The sequence below is a fragment of the Micromonospora desertarenae genome (genome assembly GCF_056150265.1).
In genome coordinates this window covers 272,661-290,808 of record NZ_JAXCFQ010000004.1, presented here as the reverse complement: position 1 = coordinate 290,808, position 18,148 = coordinate 272,661, and the positions used below count along the sequence as shown (strand labels likewise).

16 protein-coding genes are annotated in these 18,148 nt (G+C 70.9%); all 16 read right to left on the bottom strand.

The annotated features are described in order from the left end of the window. Positions 1–33 precede the first annotated feature (33 nt). The 16 genes from nuoN to SM577_RS10040 all read right to left on the bottom strand — a co-directional run bounded on the left by nuoN (position 34) and on the right by SM577_RS10040 (position 18,115). Entirely contained in the window at positions 34–1,587 is a 1,554-nt protein-coding gene (gene nuoN / locus SM577_RS10115; RefSeq protein ID WP_302918619.1) for an NADH-quinone oxidoreductase subunit NuoN, read from the bottom strand. Beyond that, positions 1,584–3,116: an NADH-quinone oxidoreductase subunit M gene (locus tag SM577_RS10110; RefSeq protein WP_302918620.1), complete on the bottom strand. Its 1,533-nt coding sequence runs from the start codon at positions 3,114–3,116 to the stop codon at positions 1,584–1,586. The genes nuoN and SM577_RS10110 overlap by 4 nt, the downstream gene beginning before the upstream one ends. Positions 3,117–3,180: 64 nt before the next feature. Then, positions 3,181–5,136, bottom strand: a complete 1,956-nt coding sequence (gene nuoL, locus SM577_RS10105; protein ID WP_474582582.1) for an NADH-quinone oxidoreductase subunit L — start codon at positions 5,134–5,136, stop codon at positions 3,181–3,183. Between the two features lie 13 nt (positions 5,137–5,149). Then, entirely contained in the window at positions 5,150–5,467 is a 318-nt protein-coding gene (gene nuoK / locus SM577_RS10100) for an NADH-quinone oxidoreductase subunit NuoK (protein WP_302918621.1), read from the bottom strand. A gap of 55 nt (positions 5,468–5,522) precedes the next feature. After that, positions 5,523–6,293 carry an NADH-quinone oxidoreductase subunit J gene (locus SM577_RS10095; protein ID WP_474586756.1) on the bottom strand — a complete coding sequence of 257 codons (771 nt, stop codon included), beginning with the start codon at positions 6,291–6,293 and terminating at the stop codon, positions 5,523–5,525. Further along, a complete protein-coding gene (nuoI, locus tag SM577_RS10090; RefSeq protein WP_088997029.1) occupies positions 6,290–6,931 on the bottom strand; it encodes an NADH-quinone oxidoreductase subunit NuoI in 642 nt (213 codons plus the stop codon). Before nuoI ends, SM577_RS10095 begins: the two co-directional genes overlap by 4 nt. A gap of 1 nt (position 6,932) precedes the next feature. Continuing rightward, positions 6,933–8,285, bottom strand: a complete 1,353-nt coding sequence (gene nuoH, locus SM577_RS10085) for an NADH-quinone oxidoreductase subunit NuoH (protein WP_302918623.1) — start codon at positions 8,283–8,285, stop codon at positions 6,933–6,935. Next, entirely contained in the window at positions 8,282–10,765 is a 2,484-nt protein-coding gene (locus SM577_RS10080; RefSeq protein WP_474586755.1) for an NADH-quinone oxidoreductase subunit G, read from the bottom strand. The genes nuoH and SM577_RS10080 overlap by 4 nt, the downstream gene beginning before the upstream one ends. After that, the gene (gene nuoF, locus SM577_RS10075; RefSeq protein ID WP_474582564.1) at positions 10,765–12,081 is read right to left on the bottom strand and encodes an NADH-quinone oxidoreductase subunit NuoF; all 1,317 of its coding nucleotides are present in this window, start codon (positions 12,079–12,081) and stop codon (positions 10,765–10,767) included. The genes SM577_RS10080 and nuoF overlap by 1 nt, the downstream gene beginning before the upstream one ends. Further along, positions 12,078–13,187 carry an NADH-quinone oxidoreductase subunit NuoE gene (nuoE, locus tag SM577_RS10070; RefSeq protein WP_302918626.1) on the bottom strand — a complete coding sequence of 370 codons (1,110 nt, stop codon included), beginning with the start codon at positions 13,185–13,187 and terminating at the stop codon, positions 12,078–12,080. The genes nuoF and nuoE overlap by 4 nt, the downstream gene beginning before the upstream one ends. After that, positions 13,184–14,509, bottom strand: a complete 1,326-nt coding sequence (locus SM577_RS10065) for an NADH-quinone oxidoreductase subunit D (protein WP_302918627.1) — start codon at positions 14,507–14,509, stop codon at positions 13,184–13,186. The genes nuoE and SM577_RS10065 overlap by 4 nt, the downstream gene beginning before the upstream one ends. Further along, positions 14,506–15,243, bottom strand: coding sequence for an NADH-quinone oxidoreductase subunit C (locus SM577_RS10060; RefSeq protein WP_302918628.1), 738 nt, complete (start codon positions 15,241–15,243; stop codon positions 14,506–14,508). The genes SM577_RS10065 and SM577_RS10060 overlap by 4 nt, the downstream gene beginning before the upstream one ends. Then, on the bottom strand, positions 15,240–15,920 hold the full coding sequence (locus SM577_RS10055; RefSeq protein WP_302918629.1) for a NuoB/complex I 20 kDa subunit family protein: 681 nt from the start codon (positions 15,918–15,920) through the stop codon (positions 15,240–15,242). Before SM577_RS10055 ends, SM577_RS10060 begins: the two co-directional genes overlap by 4 nt. 14 nt (positions 15,921–15,934) lie before the next feature. Beyond that, positions 15,935–16,300, bottom strand: coding sequence for an NADH-quinone oxidoreductase subunit A (locus SM577_RS10050; RefSeq protein WP_088997021.1), 366 nt, complete (start codon positions 16,298–16,300; stop codon positions 15,935–15,937). 138 nt (positions 16,301–16,438) lie between these two features. Then, the gene (locus SM577_RS10045) at positions 16,439–17,716 is read right to left on the bottom strand and encodes a geranylgeranyl reductase family protein (protein ID WP_474586754.1); all 1,278 of its coding nucleotides are present in this window, start codon (positions 17,714–17,716) and stop codon (positions 16,439–16,441) included. Positions 17,717–17,887: 171 nt separating this feature from the next. Further along, complete coding sequence (locus SM577_RS10040; RefSeq protein ID WP_302918631.1) at positions 17,888–18,115, bottom strand: hypothetical protein; 228 nt, start codon at positions 18,113–18,115, stop codon at positions 17,888–17,890. Positions 18,116–18,148 lie beyond the last annotated feature (33 nt).

The window sequence follows — 18,148 nt, the reverse complement described above, 5'->3', positions numbered from 1 at the left end:
GGCGGGCCGGCCCCCGTGGGCCCGGGCGACGGGTCACCGCACGAATTCGGCGGCTCCCGTGGCGAGGTCGAGCAGCGGCGCCGGGGCGACCCCGAGCACCAGGGTGGCGATCACGCCGATCATGAGCGCGGCCGAGGTGAGCCCGCCCGGCACGGTGACCGTCGGGGTGGACTCGCCCGGCTCGGAGAGCCACATCATCACCACGACCCGCAGGTACGGGAAGGCCAGCACCATGCTGGTCAGCACGCCGGCGATCACCAGCCACGCCTGCCCACCGTCGAGCGCCGGGCCGAACACCGCGAACTTGCTGGTGAAACCGCTGGTGAGCGGGATGCCCGCGAAGGCCAGCAGGATGAAGGTGAACACCCCGGCGTAGAACGGCGAGCGCTTGCCCAGCCCGGCCCAGCGGGACAGGTGGGTGGCCTCCCCGTCGGCGTCCCGCACCAGGGTCACCACGGCGAACGCGGCGAGCACCGAGAAGCCGTACGCGACCAGGTAGAACATCGTGCCGGAGAGCCCGTCGCGGCTCGGCGCCAGGACGCCGACCAGCAGGTAGCCGGCGTTCGCGATGGACGAGTAGGCGAGCAGCCGCTTGATGTCGGTCTGGGTGACCGCGAGCACCGCGCCGACCAGCATGGTCAGCACCGCGACCGCGCCGAGGACCGGGGTGAAGTCCCACCGGGCCCCGTCGAAGGCGACGTGGAACACCCGCAGCAGGGCGCCGAACGCGGCGACCTTGGTGCAGGCGGCCATGAAGCCGGTGATCGGGGTCGGCGCGCCCTGGTAGACGTCCGGGGTCCAGACGTGGAACGGGGCGGCCGCCGCCTTGAACAGCAGGCCGATGCTCAGCAGCGCCATGCCGGCGAAGAGCAGCAGCGGGCTGGCCGTGGACTCGGCCACGGCGGCGTTGACGGTGGCGAAGTCGACCCCGGCCGAGCCGTTCGGGATGCCCGCGGTGAAGCCGTAGACCAGGGCCACGCCGAACAGGAAGAAGGCCGAGGCGTACGCGCCGAGCATGAAGTACTTCAGCGCGGCCTCCTGACTCAGCAGCCGCCGGCGGCGGGCCAGCGCGCAGAGCAGGTATAGCGGCAGCGAGAAGACCTCGAGCGCGATGAACATGGTCAGCAGGTCGTTCGCCGCCACGAAGATCAGCATGCCGCCGATCGCGAAGGTGGTCAGCGGGTAGACCTCGGTGGCGCCGTTCACGCCCTCGGCCTGCCGCCGGTCGTCGGCGGACTCGGCGGGGAACGCGGCCTGGGCGACGAACGCCCCGCCCCGCTCCACCGAACGCTCGCCGATGAGCAGCAGCGCCATCGCGGCGAGCACCAGGATCGCGCCCTGGAGGAAGAGCGTCGGCCCGTCCACCGCGATCGCCCCGCCGATGGTGATCAGCCGGTCGTCGGCGTTGAGCACCACCATGGTGAGCGCGCCGAGCACCGCCAGCAGCGCCAGCGACAACTGCACCAGGTGCCGCAGCCGCCGGGGCACGAACGCCTCGACCAGCACGCCGAGCAACGCGGCGCCCAGCATGATCAGGCTCGGCGCGAGCGCCGCGTAGTCGATCGAGGGGAGTTTCAGTTCGTTCACTTCGCGGCCTCCTGCACGGTGCCGACCGAGGGCGCAGGGTCGGTGCTGCCGACGTCCTGCATGGTCGCCTGGATGGCGGGGTTGATCACGTCGGTGACCGGCTTCGGGTAGAACCCGAGCAGCACGATCAGCGCGATCAGGGGTGCGACCACGACCTTCTCGCGCAGGTTGAGGTCACGCCGCATGCCGTCGACCTCGGTCAGCGCCGGGTTGAGCGTGCCCTGCGTGGTGCGCTGCACCATCCAGAGCACGTACGCCGCGGCCAGGATGATGCCGAGGGTGGCGATCACCGCGACCGGCTTGTTCACCGTGAAGGTGCCGATCAGCACCAGGAACTCGGAGACGAACGGCGCGGTGCCGGGCAGCGCCAGCGAGGCGAGACCGGCGAAGAAGAGCACCCCGGCCAGCAGCGGCACCAGCTTGCCGGCGCCGCCGAAGTCGCTCACCAGCGCCGAGCCCCGCCGGGCCACGAACATGCCCACCACCAGGAAGAGCAGGCCGGTGGCGAGGCCGTGGTTGACCATGTAGAGCACCGCGCCGGTGCCCGCCTGGGTGGTGAAGGCGAAGATGCCCACCCCGATGAAGCCGAAGTGCGCGATCGAGGTGTACGACACCAGCCGCTTCAGGTCGTTCTGGCCGACCGCCAGCAGCGCGGCGTAGATGATGCCGATCAGGCCCAGCGCCAGCGCCCACGGGGCGAACCACTTGGCCGCGTCCGGGAAGAGCGGCAGGCAGTAGCGCAGGATGCCGAACGTGCCGACCTTGTCCAGCACGCCGACCAGCAGCGCGGCAGCACCCGCCGGCGCCGCCCCACCGGCGTCCGGCAGCCAGGTGTGGAACGGGAAGAACGGCGCCTTGATCGCGAACGCGAGGAAGAAGCCGAGGAACAGCCAGCGCTCGGTGCCGGTGGAGATGTCCACCTGGGACAGCGCCTGCCAGTCGAAGGTCTTCCCGCCGACCACCCAGAGGCCGATCACCGCGGCGAGCATGAACAGACCGCCGACCAGCGAGTAGAGGAAGAACTTCACCGCCGCGTACTGCCGCTGGTGGCCGCCGTAGCTGCCGATCAGGAAGTACATCGGCACCAGCATGACCTCGAAGAACACGTAGAACAGGAAGACGTCGGCGGCGGCGAAGACGCCGATCATCGTGCACTCGAGGACGAGCAGCAGCGCGAAGTAGACCGGCACCGACCGCTTCGACGACTCGGCGTCGTGCCAGGACGCCAGGATCACCAGCGGCACCAGCACCGCGATCAGCATCAGCATCACCAGCGCGATGCCGTCGGCGGCGAAGGTGAAGTTGACGCCCCAGTTCGGGATCCACGGGTAGGACTCGCGGAACTGGAACCGGTCACCACCGACCTTGAAGGCCACCCACATGACCACCGACAGCGCCAGCACCAGCAGCGACCAGCCGAGCGCGACCTGCTTGGCCAGCTCCGGCCGCGACCGCGGCACCAGGGCCACCACCAGGGCGCCGACCAGCGGCGCCACGGTGAGCACCGAGAGGAACGGGAAGTCGGACATTATGCGGCCTTACCTCCGTCGTCACTGCGCGGTCCGCCGGTGACGGCCGCCTGGAAGAGGTCGATCACGCCAGCCACCCCGCCTCGACGGCCAGGAAGGCCGCCAGCACCAGCAGCGCGCCGGTCAGGATCGAGGTGGCGTACGACCGGACGAAGCCGGTCTGCAGCCGCCGGAGCCGGCCGGAGCCGCCGCCGACCGCCGCGGCGAGGCCGTTGACCAGCCCGTCCACGCCCCGGTTGTCGAGGTAGACCAGCGCCCGGGTGAGGAAGATGCCCGGCTTCTCGAAGACCGCCTCGTTGAAGGCGTCGGTGTAGAGGTTGCGCCGGGCGGCGGTGACCAGCACCCCGGCCGGCTGCGGCTCGGTGGCCGTGCCGGCCCGGAACAGGAACCAGGCGAGCCCGGCGCCGAGCACGGTGACCAGCAGCGAGAGCACGGTGATCACGGTGTGCGAGAGCACCGCGTGGTGCCCCTCCTCCTGGCCGCCCAGCCCGGCGGTGGCCTCCAGCCAGTCCGGCACCGAGGTGGCGAGCAGGAAGCCGGCCCCGACCGAGCCCGCGGCGAGCAGGATCAGCGGGATGGTCATCAGCTTCGGCGACTCGTGCGGGTGCTCGATGTCCTCGGTCCAGCGCTTCGGCCCGTGGAAGGTGAGCACGAAGAGCCGGGTCATGTAGAACGCGGTCAGCCCGGCGCCGAGCAGCGCGGCCATGCCGAAGAGCCAGGCCGTCCAGTCCTCCCGCTCGAACGCGGCCACGATGATCGGCTCCTTGGAGAAGAAGCCGGAGAACGGGAACATGCCGATGATGGCGAGCCAGCCCATCATGAAGGTGAGCCAGGTGACCTTCATGTACCTCGACAGCCCGCCGAAGCGGCGGATGTCGACCTGGTCGTTCATCCCGTGCATGACCGAGCCGGCGCCGAGGAACATGTTGGCCTTGAAGAAGCCGTGCGCCAGCAGGTGCACGATGGCCAGCGCGTACGCCGCGCCACCGAGCCCGACGCCGAGGAACATGTAGCCGATCTGGCTCACCGTCGACCAGGCCAGCACCCGCTTGATGTCGTCCTTGGCCGCGCCGATGACGCAGCCGATCAGCAGGGTCAGCGCACCGACGCTGACCACCACCAGCTGGAGCGTCGAGTTGGCCGAGAAGATCGGGTTGGACCGGGCGATCAGGTAGACGCCGGCGGTGACCATGGTGGCGGCGTGGATGAGAGCCGACACCGGGGTCGGGCCCTCCATCGCGTCCGGCAGCCACGCCTGGAGCGGGAACTGGCCGGACTTGCCGGTCGCGCCGAGCAGCAGCAGCAGGCCGAGCACCAGCACGGTGGTCGCGGTCAGCGAACCGACCCCGGTGAAGACCTCGTCGTACTGGGTGGTGCCGAGGGTGGCGAACATGATGAAGATGCCGATCGCCAGGCCGGCGTCGCCGACCCGGTTCATCAGGAACGCCTTCTTGCCGGCGGTGGCCGCGCTCGGCCGCTCGTACCAGAAGGAGATCAGCAGGTACGACGCCAGGCCGACGCCCTCCCAGCCGAAGTAGAGCATCACGTAGTTGTTGCCGAGCACCAGCAGCAGCATGGCGGCGACGAACAGGTTGAAGTACCCGAAGAAGCGCCGCCGGCCCGCGTCGTGGGCCATGTACTCGACCGCGTAGAGGTGGATCAGGAAGCCCACCCCGGTGATCAGCAGGACGAAGACCGCGGCCAGCGGGTCGAAGAGCAGACCGAAGTCCACCCGCAGGTCGCCGACCGTGATGAAGTCCCAGAGGCTCAGCTCGACCGACTTGTTCTCCAGGCCCCGCAGCTGGAAGAAGTAGGTCAGGCCGAGCACGAAGGCGGCGCCGATGGCCGCCACGCCGAGCCAGTGCCCCCAGCGGTCGGCCCGCCGGCCGAGCAGCAGCAGGACCGCCGCGCTGACCAGCGGGATGGCCACCAGCAGCCAGACGCTGCCCAGCAGTCCGTCCGCCGCCGCATAGGTGACGGCGCCGGCCGGCTCGGCCGGGGCGTTCGCAAGAATCTCCACCACCGCAGGCCCCTCAGTACTTCAGCAGGTTGGCGTCGTCGACGCTCGCGGAGCGCCGGGTCCGGAAGATCGACATGATGATCGCGAGCCCGACCACGACCTCCGCGGCCGCCACCACCATCACGAAGAACGCCATGATCTGGCCGTTGAGGTCACCGTTGATCCGGCTGAAGGTGACCAGCGTCAGGTTGGCCGCGTTGAGCATTAACTCGACGCACATGAACAGCACGATCGCGTTGCGCCGGATCAGCACCCCGGCCGCGCCGATGGTGAACAGCACCGCGGCGAGCACCAGGTAGTAGCTCGGTTCGACCGAGAAGAACCCGTCCATTACCGAACCAACCTTTCGTTCGCGACTGCGGGGCTCGCAAGCTCACTCCTCGCGCTCACCGGTCCGTCCCCTTCAGCGCGGTCTCCTCGGCGGTCAGCTCGCGCACCGGCAGGATCTCCGGGGTGCTCCGCTCGGTCAGCCGGCCGTCCGGCAGCCGGGCCGGGGTGGCCACCGAGGAGGAGGTGGCGAAGACGCCGGGGCCGGGCTTCGGGCCCGGGTAGTTGCCCGGGCGGAAGCGGGCCTGCATGGTCGCCGGCTGGTCGAGCTTGTCCTGCTTGCGCCGCTCGACGTGGGCCAGCACCATCGCGCCCACCGCCGCCGTGATCAGCAGGGCCGAGGTGAGCTCGAAGGCGAAGACGTACTTGGTGAACAGCAGCCGGGCGATGCCCTGCACGTTGCCCTCGGCGTTCGGCTCGGCCAGGCCGACCGCGGTGACCCCGTCCAGGCCCCGGTAGAGGCCGGTGCCGACCAGGCCGGCGAAGCCGAGCGCCAGCACCAGCGCCGCGGTCCGCTGCCCGCGCAGCGTCTCGATCAGCGAGTCCGACGCGTCCCGGCCGACCAGCATCAGCACGAAGAGGAACAGCATCATGATCGCGCCGGTGTAGACGATGATCTGCACCATGCCGATGAACGGCCCGGCCTGGAGCACGTAGAACACGCCGAGGCAGAGCATGGTCAGCACCAGCCAGAGCGCCGAGTGCACGGCGTTGCGCGCGGCGACCATCCCGATCCCGCCGATCAGCGCCAGCGGGGCGAGGATCCAGAAGGTGACCGCCTCGCCAGTGGAAACCGAGCCCGCCGCGGCGAGCACCGTCTGCGTGGTCATGCTCCGTCTCCCTTGCCCGCGGTGGCCCGCTGGGCGTGCTGCTCGGCGCCGGGGAAGGTCACGCCGGGGTGCTCCTCCACCCGGTACCGCCCGGGGCCCATCGGGGAGCGCTCGGCCCCGGCCGAGGTGCCCGGGTTCTCCAGCGCGCCGACGTAGTAGTCCTTCTCGCTGTCGCCCAGCCGCATCGGGTGCGGCGGCTGCTCCATGCCCGGCAGCAGCGGCGCGAGCAGCTGCTCCTTGGTGAAGATCAGGTCCTGCCGGTTGTCCCGGGCCAGCTCGTACTCGTTGCTCATGGTGAGCGAACGGGTCGGGCAGGCCTCGATGCACAGGCCGCAGAAGATGCACCGGGCGTAGTTGATCTGGTAGACGCTGGCGTACCGCTCACCCGGCGAGAACCGCTGCTCGTCGGTGTTGTCGCCACCCTCGACGTAGATCGCGTCCGCCGGGCAGGCCCAGGCGCACAGCTCGCACCCGATGCACTTCTCCAGCCCGTCCGGGTGCCGGTTGAGGATGTGCCGCCCGTGGTAGCGCGGCGCCGAGACCGGCGGCTTGAACGGGTAGTCGGTGGTGACGACCTTCCTGAACATGTGCGAGAAGGTGACCCCGAAGCCCTTGAACGTTCCGGTGATCGCGCCCACGTCACACCTCCCTGGAGTCCGGGCCGGCCGCGACGTTGGCCGGCTCCCGCTCGGCGACCACGCGCCTGGTGCGCGGGCTCGGTGGTACCTGCAGGTCCATCGGGGGCAGCGGGAAGCTGCCGTGCGGCCGGTTGTTGACCTGTTCCTGGAGCGTCGGCTTCGGCTGCGGCTTGCGGCTCGGCCACAGCAGCGTGGCGACCAGCAGCACACCGGCCGGGATGCCGACCGCGATCAGCTTGCCCTGGGTGTCCCAGTCCTCGATCGAGCGCAGCCCGGCGAGCACCAGGATCCAGACCAGGTTGATCGGCAGCAGCACCTTCCAGCCGAACCGCATGAACTGGTCGTAGCGCAGCCGGGGCAGCGTGCCCCGCAGCCAGACGAAGACGAAGACCAGGGCGATCACCTTGCCGAAGAACCACAGCATCGGCCACCAACCGGAGTTGGCGCCCTCCCAGAGGGTGATCGGCCACGGCGCCCGCCAGCCGCCGAGGAAGAGCGTGGTGGTGACCGCGGACATGGTCACCATCGAGACGTACTCGCTGAGCATGAAGAGCGCGAACTTCAGCGAGCTGTACTCGGTCATGAAGCCGGCCACCAGCTCGGACTCGGCCTCGGGCAGGTCGAACGGCGCCCGGTTGGTCTCACCGACGGTGGCGATGAAGAAGATGACGAAGCTCGGCAGCAGCAGGATCGCGTACCAGCCGGGCGCCGGCAGCTCGGTGCCGAAGACGGTCAGCCGGGTGGCGTCGCCCTGGGCGGCGACGATCCCGCTGGTCGACATCGTGCCGGCGGTCATGAACACCGCCACGATGCTCAGCCCCATGGCGACCTCGTACGAGATCATCTGGGCGCTGGAGCGCAGGCCGCCGAGCAGCGGGTAGGTCGAGCCGGAGGCCCAGCCGCCGAGCACGATGCCGTAGATGCCCATCGAGGAGCAGGCCAGCAGCACCAGCACCGCCACCGACACGTCGGTGACCTGCAACGGCGTCCAGTGGCCGAAGATGCTCACCATCGGGCCGAAGGGCACCACCGACAGCGCGGTGACCGCGCAGATCACCGAGATGGTCGGCGCGAAGAAGTAGACGACCTTGTCGGCCGCCTTCGGCAGGATGTCCTCCTTGAAGGCCATCTTCAGGCCGTCGGCGAGGGTCTGCAGCAGACCGAACGGGCCGACCTGGTTGGGGCCGGGCCGCACCGCCATCCGGCCCACGACCCGCCGTTCGAACCAGACGCCGAGCAGCGTGGCGAGCACGGCGAAGACGAAGGCGAAGAGGACCTTGCCGAGGACGAGCCACCACGGGTCCCGGCCGAAGTCGGCCAGCGTCGGGTCCTGCGCCAGGTAGACCGCGTTCACTGGATTGCACCCCCTGCGTTGAGGAGCGGGCCGGGGCGGCCGGCGGCGTCCGCGGCCACCGCCGCGGCCGAGATCCGGACCACCGTGCCGGAGCTGGCGCCGAGGCTGCGCCGGACGGTCGAACCGGGTGAGTTGGTGGGCAGCCAGACGACGCCGTCCGGCATCTCGGTGATCGCCGCCGGCAGGGTCACCGCCCCGCGGTCGGTGCCCACCGTCACCGGGTCGCCGTCGGCGACGCCGAGCGCCTCGGCGGTGCCCTTGCCCAGCCGGACCACCGGCGGGCGGGCGGTGCCGGCGAGGTGCTCGTCGCCGTCGGTGAGGCTGCCCAGGTCGATCAGCTGGTGCCAGGTCGCCAGCACGGCCTCGCCGGCGCCGGGCGTCGGCACCGCGGCCGGCTCCACCGCCGGGGCGGCCGGCCGCTCGAGCCGGGTCGGCGGCAGCCCGCCCAGCTCGCGCCGGACGCTGAGCACGTCACCGGTGCCCAGTCGCACGTCGAGCTGCGCGGCCAGCGCGTCCAGCACCCGGCCGTCGTTCATCGCGGCGGTCCGCAGCACCGCCTCGAAGGTGCGCAGCCGGCCCTCCCAGTCCAGGAAGCTGCCGGCCTTCTCGTCCACCGGGGCGACCGGGAAGACCACGTCCGCCCGCCGGGCCACCGCGCTGTTGCGCAGTTCCAGGCTGACCAGGAACGGCACCGTGTCCAGCGCCTGCTCGGCCAGTCGCGGGTCGGCCAGGTCGGCCGGGTCGACGCCGGCCACCACCAGCGCGCCGAGCTGGCCGGCGGCGGCCGCGGCGATGATGCCGTCGGTGTCCCGGCCGGCCTGGCTGGGGATCACCCCGGCCGCGATGTCCCACGCCTCGCCCAGCTCGGCCCGGGCGGCCGGCTCGGTGACCAGACGGCCGCCGGGGAGCAGGTTGGGCAGGCAGCCCGCGTCGACCGCGCCGCGGTCACCCGCGCGCCGCGGCACCCAGGCCAGCCGCGCTCCGGTACGCCGGGCCACGTCGGCCGCCGCGGAGAGGCCGCCCGGCACCTCGGCGAGCCGCTCGCCGACGATCAGGATGGCGCCCTCGGCGCTCAGCGCCTCGGCGACCGTGGCGTGCTCGGCGAGCACGCTGGCCTCCTCGCCGGGCACCACCCGGGCCAGCTTGGCGCCGAGCTTCTCCAGGCCGCGCGTGGCGAACGGCGCGATCGCGTACACCGTCAGCTTCTTCTTCAGGTACGCCTTGCGCAGCCGCAGGAAGAGGATCGGGCACTCCTCCTCCGGCTCGAGGCCGACCAGCACCACGGCCGGCGCGTTCTCCACGTCGGCGTAGGTGACGTCGGTCCGCCCGGCGACCGAGCTGGCCAGGAACTCGGCCTCCTCGCGGGAGACCGGCCGGGCCCGGAAGTCGATGTCGTTGGTGTTCAGCGCGACCCGAGCGAACTTCGCGTACGCGTAGGCGTCCTCGACGGTCAGCCGGCCGCCGGTGAGCACCGCGGTGCCCTGACCGCCGTCCCGGGCGGCGCGCAGCCCCTCGGCGGCGACGGTGAGCGCCTCGCTCCAGGACGCCTCGCGCAGCTCACCGGTGCGCCCGTCGCGCACCAGCGGGGTGGTGAGCCGGTCGAAGGCGCGGGTGTACTGGAAGCCCCACCGGCCCTTGTCGCAGTTCCACTCCTCGTTCACCGCCGGGTCGTCGCCGGCCAGCCGGCGCAGCACCTTGCCCCGCCGCCAGTCGGTGCGCTGGGCGCAGCCGGCCGAGCAGTGCTCGCACACGCTCGGGCTGGAGACCAGGTCGAACGGGCGGGCCCGGAACCGGTACTGGGCGCCGGTCAGCGCGCCGACCGGGCAGATCTGCACGGTGTTGCCGGAGAAGTACGAGTTGAACGGCACGTCGCCGTCCCCGTCCTCCGCGCCGTACGCGTCGTCCCGGTAGATGTTGATCTCCTCGGCGGACGACCGGTTCATCAGGTCGATGAACTTGTCGCCGGCGATCTCCTCGGAGAACCGGGTGCACCGCTGGCAGAGCACGCAGCGCTCCCGGTCCAGCAGCACCTGGGTGCTGATCTCCAACGGCTTCTCGTACTCCCGCTTGTGCTCGTGGAACCGGGAGTCGGTGCGGCCGGTGGACACCGCCTGGTTCTGCAGCGGGCACTCGCCGCCCTTGTCGCACATCGGGCAGTCGAGCGGGTGGTTGAGCAGCAGCAGCTCCATGACCCCCTCCTGCGCCTTCTTGGCGACCGGGGAGGTGAGCTGGGTGCGGACCACCATGCCGTCGGCGACGGTCTGGGTGCAGGAGGCGACCGGCTTGCGCTGGCCCTCCACCTCGACCAGGCACTGCCGGCACGCGCCGGCCGGGGCCAGCAGCGGGTGGTCGCAGAACCGGGGGATCTCGACCCCCATCTGCTCCGCGACGCGGATCAGCAGCGCGCCCTTGGGGGCGGTGACCTCTACCCCGTCGATGGTGAGCGTGACGGTCTCGGTCTGCTTGGCTACGTCGGTCATTAGTGGGCTCCCACCAGCTGCTTGTCCGACAGCTTCGGCGCGGTACGACCCTCGATGTAGTCGAGGTAGTCCTGCTTGAAGTACTTCAGCGACGAGGTCACCGAGCTGGTCGCGCCGTCACCCAGGCCGCAGAACGAGCGGCCGAGGATGTTGTCGCAGGTGTCCAGCAGGGTGTCCAGGTCCTCGTAGGTGCCCTGACCGGAGAGGATCCGCCGGTAGACCCGGACCATCCAGTAGTTGCCCTCGCGGCACGGGGTGCACTTGCCGCACGACTCGTGGTGGTAGAACTCCAGCCACCGGTAGGTCGCGTAGACCGGGCAGTCCTGGTCGGAGAAGATCTGGGTGGCCGTGGTGCCGAGGATGGACCCGGCCGCCGCCACCGACTCGAAGTCCAGCGGCACGTCCAGGTGCTCGGCGGTGAGCAGCGGCGTCGACGAGCCGCCCGGGGTCCAGAACTTCAGGTTGTGCCCCGGCTGCATCCCACCCGCCAGCTCCAGCAGCTCGCGCAGGGTGATGCCCATCGAGCACTCGTACTGGCCGGGGTTGGCGATCCGGCCGGAGAGCGAGTAGATCATCGGCCCGGAGGACTTCTCCGTGCCCATGGTCTTCCACCAGTCGGCGCCGCCCAGCACGATGTACGGCACGCTGGCGATGGTGCCGACGTTGTTCACCACCGTCGGGCTGGCGTACAGGCCGTGGGTGGCCGGGAAGGGCGGGCGCAGCCGGGGCTGGCCGCGGAAGCCCTCCAGCGAGTCCAGCAGCGCGGTCTCCTCGCCGCAGATGTACGCCCCGGCGCCGGAGTGCACCACCAGCTCCAGGTCGAACTTCGAGCCGAGGATGTTCTTGCCGAGGTAGCCCTTGGCGTACGCCTCCTGGACCGCGTTGCGCAGCCGCCGCGCGGCGTGCACCGCCTCGCCCCGGATGTAGATGTAGGCGCGGTTGGCCCGGATCGCGTACGACGCGATGATCACGCCCTCGACCAGCGAGTGCGGGTCGTGCGTCATCAGCGGCAGGTCCTTGCAGGTGCCCGGCTCGCCCTCGTCGGCGTTCACCACCAGGTAGTGCGGCTTGCCGTCGCCCTGCGGGATGAACCCCCACTTCAGGCCGGTGGGGAAGCCGGCGCCGCCGCGACCGCGCAGCCCGGAGTCCTTGACCAGCTGGATCAGGTCGTCCGGGTGGGCCTTGAGCGCCTTGCGCAGCGCCGCGTAGCCGTCCAGCTTCTCGTAGGTGCCGATCCGCCAGGCGTCCGGCGACAGCCAGCGCTTGGTGAGCACGGGAGTGAGCTTCGCCAGCGTCTCCCGTCGAGGCGTCGTCACTTCTGAGCCTCCGCTTCCTTGAGGTTGCGCTCCTGCGCCCCGGCCTCGTCGCCGGCGGGCTTGCCGTCACCGGCGGGCGGGTTGGTCCCCGCGCCGGCGGCCTCGGCCTCCTGCGCGTCGCGCGGCGCCGGGGGCGCGGTGTCCACCGGGACCTTGGTGCCGGGGGCGTCCGGCACGGCGGTCGCCGCGTCCGGCTGCCGGGTCTCGGCCGCCCGCACCTCCGGCGACTTGTCGTCCGGTGCCTTGACGTCCCGGGCGGTGCTGCCGGTGGCCTGCTCCGGCCGGGCCGGCTCGCCGACGCCCGCGTTGCCGGCCGTACCGGTCGGGGCGGACGCGCCGTCGCCGCCCCGCGCCGGCACCGGGGCCGGCTTCTCGGTCTCGGCCTTGGCCTTGGCCTTCGCGGCGGCCGCGTCGGCCTCCGCCTTGCTCCGGATCGGCGTGTTCGGGTCGAAGCCCGGCACCGAGATGCCGTGCTCCTGCGCCAGCCGCAGGCCGCGCAGGGTCGGCTCGCCCGGTCCGCCGTCGGCGACCGCGCCCTCCCGCTCGTCGGCGAAGCCGGCGAGCTGGACGGCCATCTCCTTGAGCGTGCAGAGCCGGGCGCCCCGGGTCGGCATCGGCCGGCCACCGGCGCGCAGCTCGTCGACCACCCCGACGGCCGCCTGCGGGTCCACGTTGTCGAAGAAGTCGTAGTTGACGGTCATCACCGGGCCGTAGTCGCAGGCCGCCAGGCACTCGGCGTGCTCCAGGGTGATCTTCCCGTCGGCGGTGGTCTCGTCGTGCCCGACGCCGAGGTGCTCGGCCAGCGTGTCGTAGACCTCCTGGCCGCCGAGCACGTTGCACATCGTGTTGGTGCAGACGCTCACCAGGTAGTCGCCGGTCGGCCGGCGCTTGTACATGGTGTAGAAGGTGGCCACCGCGCCGACCTGGGCCTTGTTCAGCCCGAGCACCTCGGCGCAGAACTCGACGCCGGCCGGGGAGACGTAGCCCTCCTCGGACTGCACCAGGTGCAGCAGCGGCAGCAGCGCCGAGCGGGACCGGTCCGCCGGGTAGCGGGCGATGATCTCCCGGGCCCGCGCCCGGGTCTCTTCGGTGAAAGTCGTCGTCATCGGTCACAACCACCCATCACGGGGTCCAGCGAGGCGCCGCCGGCGATCACGTCGGCGATCAGGCCGCCCTCGGCCATCGCCGGGAGGGCCTGGAGGTTGACGAAGCTCGGCTCCCGGTAGTGCACCCGGTAGGGCCGGGTGCCACCGTCGGAGACCGCGTGCACGCCCAGCTCGCCACGGGGCGACTCGATGCCCACGTAGACCTGGCCCGGCGGCACCCGGAAACCCTCGGTGACGAGCTTGAAGTGGTGGATCAGCGACTCCATCGACTGACCCATGATCTTCGCGACGTGCTCCAGCGAGTTGCCCATGCCGTCGACGCCGATGGCCAGCTGGGCCGGCCAGGCGATCTTCTTGTCGGCGACCATCACCGGGCCCGGCTTGAGCCGGTCCAGCGCCTGCTCGACCAGCTTGAGCGACTCGCGGATCTCGGCCAGCCGGACCAGGTAGCGGCCCCACACGTCGCCGTCGGTGTGCGTCGGGACGTCGAACTCGTACGTCTCGTAGCCGCAGTACGGCATGGTCTTGCGCAGGTCCCAGGCCAGCCCGGCGGAGCGCAGCACCGGCCCGGTCACGCCGAGCGCGACGCAGCCGGTCACGTCGAGCACCGCCACGTTCTTGGTCCGCTCGATCCAGATCGGCTGGCCGGAGAGGAGGTTCTCGTACTCCTTGAGCTTCTTCGGCATCAGCTTCAGGAACTCGCGGATCTTGACGATGGCCTCGTCCGGCACGTCCTGGGCCACGCCGCCCGGCCGGACGTACGCGTGGTTCATCCGCAGGCCGGTGATCATCTCGAAGATCTCGAGGATGTACTCCCGCTCCCGGAAGCCGTACAACATCATGTTGATGGCGCCCAGCTCCATGCCGGTGGTGGCCAGCCAGACCAGGTGCGAGGAGATCCGGTTCAGCTCCATCATCAGCACCCGGATGGTGGTCGCCCGCTCGGTGACCTGGTCGGAGATGCCGAGCAGCTTCTCCACCGCCAGCGCGTACGCCGTCTCGTTGAAGATCGGCGAGAGGTAGTCCATCCGGGTCACGAAGGTGCTGCCCTGGACCCAGTTGCGGTACTCGAGGTTCTTCTCGATGCCGGTGTGCAGGTAGCCGACGACCGAGCGGGCCTCGCGGACCGTCTCACCCTCGAGTTCGAGGATCAGCCGGAGCACACCGTGCGTGGACGGGTGCTGCGGACCCATGTTGACGACGATCCGCTCGTCGTTGATCGGGTCGGTGCCGGAGACCACGTTGTCCCAGTCCCCACCGGTGACGGTGAAGACCTTGCCCTCGGCGGTCTCCCGCTCGGTCGCGTAGTTGGACGTGCTCATTGGTACGACCTCCTCCGGTCCGGCGGCGGGATCTCGGCGCCCTTGTACTCCACCGGCACGCCGCCGAGCGGATAGTCCTTGCGCTGCGGGTGCCCCTCCCAGTCGTCCGGCATCAGGATCCGGGTCAGGTTGGGGTGGCCGTCGAAGACGATGCCGAACATGTCGTACGCCTCGCGCTCCTGCCAGTCGGCCGTCGGGTAGACCGACGTGACGCTGGGCAGGTGCGGGTCCTCGGCGGAGACCGCGGCCTCCAGCCGCACCGTGCGGCGGTAGGTCATCGAGGTGAGCTGGTAGACGACGTGCAGCCGGCGGGCGTCGGCGCCCAGGTAGTCCACCCCGGACACCGACGAGCAGAGCTCGAAGCGCAGCGCCAGGTCGTCGCGCATCACCTGGCAGACCTCGGCGATCCGCTCGGGGCGTACGTGCAGGGTCAGCTCGCCCCGGTCGACCACGACCTTCTCGATCGCGTCGGCGAAGGCCGGATACGCCTCCTCCAGCGCGTCGCGCACCTCGTCGAAGTAGCCGCCGTACGGCCGGGGCGAGTCCTCGATCGCGCGGCGCGGGCGGACCAGGCCGCCGAAGCCGGAGACGTCGCCGGTGCCCTGGTTGCCGAACATGCCGCGGCCGGCCGGGCTGGCCGGCGGGTACTCGGCGGGTGCGGTGCTGCTGGCGCCGGCCGGCGTGGTCGGCACCGGTACGCCGCCGCCGTCGATCCGGTCGTTGGGTGCGGTCACTTCTGGACACCCCCGTGCTGGTGCAGGTGGTTCTGGGCCTTCATCCAGTTCTCGATCCGCAGCTGCTCCTCGCGGCCCTCGCGGACGGCCTGCGTCCACTCGGCCCGCCGGGCCTTGTCGCTGCGGTACGACGAGGGCATCGCGCCGTACGGGACGACCGGGACGTCACCGCGGGCCTTGCGCGCCTCGAGCATCTTGCGGCCGTTCGGGCCGAGCGGCTCGTACATGATCTTCTCGCGCAGCTTGAGCACCGCGTCGATGAGCATCTCGGGCCGGGGCGGGCAGCCGGGCAGGTACATGTCGACCGGGACGATGTGGTCGACGCCCTGCACGATGGCGTAGTTGTTGAACATGCCGCCGCTGCTGGCGCAGACGCCCATCGAGATGACCCAGCGGGGCTCGGCCATCTGGTCGTAGATCTGGCGCAGCACCGGGGCCATCTTCTGGCTCAGCCGGCCGGCCACGATCATCAGGTCGGCCTGCCGGGGCGAGGCGCGGAAGACCTCCATGCCCCAGCGGCCCATGTCGTAGTGCGGGCCGCCGGCCGCCATCATCTCGATCGCGCAGCACGCCAGGCCGAAGGTGGCACCCCAGACCGACGACTTCCGCGACCAGTTGACCAGCTTCTCCACCGAGGTGAGCAGGACACCGGCGGGGAGCTTCTCCTCGATACCCATCTGAGGTTCCTCCCTCAGTCCCAGTCCAGGCCGCCGCGCCGCCACACGTAGGCGTACGCGACGAAGACCGCGACGATGAACAGGACCATCTCCACGAAGCCGAAGATCGGCAGGGCGTCGAACGAGACCGCCCAGGGGTAGAGGAAGATGATCTCGATGTCGAAGACGATGAAGAGCATCGCCGTCAGGTAGAACTTGATCGGGAACCGCCCGCCGCCGACCGGCTGGGGGCTGGGCTCGATGCCGCACTCGTACGCCTCGAGCTTGGCCTTGTTGTAGCGCCGGGGGCCGGCGAAGCGGGCGGCCGCCACGGAGAACAGCGCGAACGCCGCGGCGATGGCGAAGAGCCCGATGATCGGTGCGTAAGGCGAGAGCGTCATCGTTATCTCCTGCTCGTCCTTCCCTGCCCTCGGTGCTTGACAAAAATCACACTATTCACGTCCCGTCCGGCGACCTGCGCCGGGGGGCCGATCTCTGGGTGCCGGACCGGCGATCGTCACCGACCGTGGATCCGGCGGTCACACGGCGGGTGCCACCTTCGTCATCGCGTTGATGACCCGGTCCATCGCGTCCCCGCCGCGCGGGTCGGTCAGGTTGGCCAGCAGCTTGAGGACGAAGCGCATCAGCATCGGGTGCGGCATGCCGTGCTTGGTGGCCATCCGCATGATCTCCGGACGGCCGATCAGCTTCACGAAGATGCCGCCGAGCCGGTAGTAGCCGCCGAACCGCGCCTTGAGCTCGGTCGGGTACGCGTTCAGCGCCCGCTCCCGCTCGGCGCCCGCCGGCCGGGCCAGGGCCTGCACCGCGATCTCCGCGGCCAGCTCGCCGGACTCCATCGCGTACGCGATGCCCTCGCCGTTGAACGGGTTGACCATGCCGCCGGAGTCGCCGACCAGCATCACCCCGCGGGTGTAGTGCGGCACCCGGTTGAAGCCCATCGGCAGCGCCGCGCCGAGGATCGGACCCTCCGCGTTGGACTCGTCGGTCATGCCCCAGTCGGCCGGCGTGTTGGCCAGCCAGTCGGTCAGCAGCCGCCGGTAGTTGGTCTTGCCGAAGGCGGACGAGGAGTTGAGCACGCCGAGGCCGACGTTGACCCGGCCGTCGCCGAGGCCGAAGATCCAGCCGTAGCCCGGCAGCAGGTTGTCGCCGCTGTCCTTGCTGCGCAGCTCCAGCCAGGACTCCAGGTAGTTGTCGTCGTGCTTGGCCGGGCAGCGGTAGTAGCGGCGCACCGCCACCCCGATCGGCCGGTCCTCCCGCTTGGCCAGCCCGAGGGCGAGCGGGAACCGGCCGGAGACGCCGTCGGCCGCGACCACCAGCGGCGCGTGGAACGTCTCGGGGGCCTTGTCCGGGCCCACCTCCGCCTCGACGCCGATCACCCGGCCGTCCGGGTCGAGCACCGGGCCGGTGACGTTCACGCTGGTGCGCAGCTTCGCGCCGGCGGCGACCGCCCGCTGGGCGAGCAGGTCGTCGAAGTCGAGCCGGGTGCGCACCAGCCCGTAGTTGGGGAAGCTCGCCAGGTCGGGCCAGTCCAGCTCCAGCCGGACCCCGCCACCGATCACCCGCAGCCCCCGGTTGTGCAGCCAGCCGGCCTCTTCCGAGGTGTCCACACCCATCCGGACCAACTGCCGCACCGCGCGCGGGGTCAACCCGTCCCCGCAGACCTTCTCCCGGGGGAACTCGGTCTTCTCCAGCAGCAGCACCCGTACGCCGTGCCGAGCCAGGTGGTACGCGGTCGCCGACCCACCGGGACCGGCGCCCACGACGATGACGTCGGCGTCAAGCTCCACCGCGGTCATCCGCGCCTCCTCCCGCATGCTCGTGAATTCCTTCACAAGCCAGTCGGGAGCGAGTCTATGACCGGGGTAACACCGACGCCCGCTGAGGGGTACCTAACTTGCCGGAAACCCGGTTGACAGGCGTTCACCAGGGGCGGAACGCCCCGCCGATCCGCGCTCGGCGGGGCGTTGTCAGCGCCGGGCGGGGCTGGCCGGATCCAGGCCGGCGTCGTGCCGGATGGTCTCCGGCAGGTGTTCGCGCAACGCGCCACCGGCGGCGCGGTCGAGCGCGGCCAGCACCTCGGCCACCACCTGGCGGACGTCGGCGGGATCGGCGCCGGCCAGCGCCTTGAGCTGGGCGATCAGTTCGGCCGCGTCCTCGTCGGTGGCTGCCACCTCGTCCGGCCGCTCGGGTCTCATGCCGCCGAGCGTACGTAACAAAATGGACTAAAG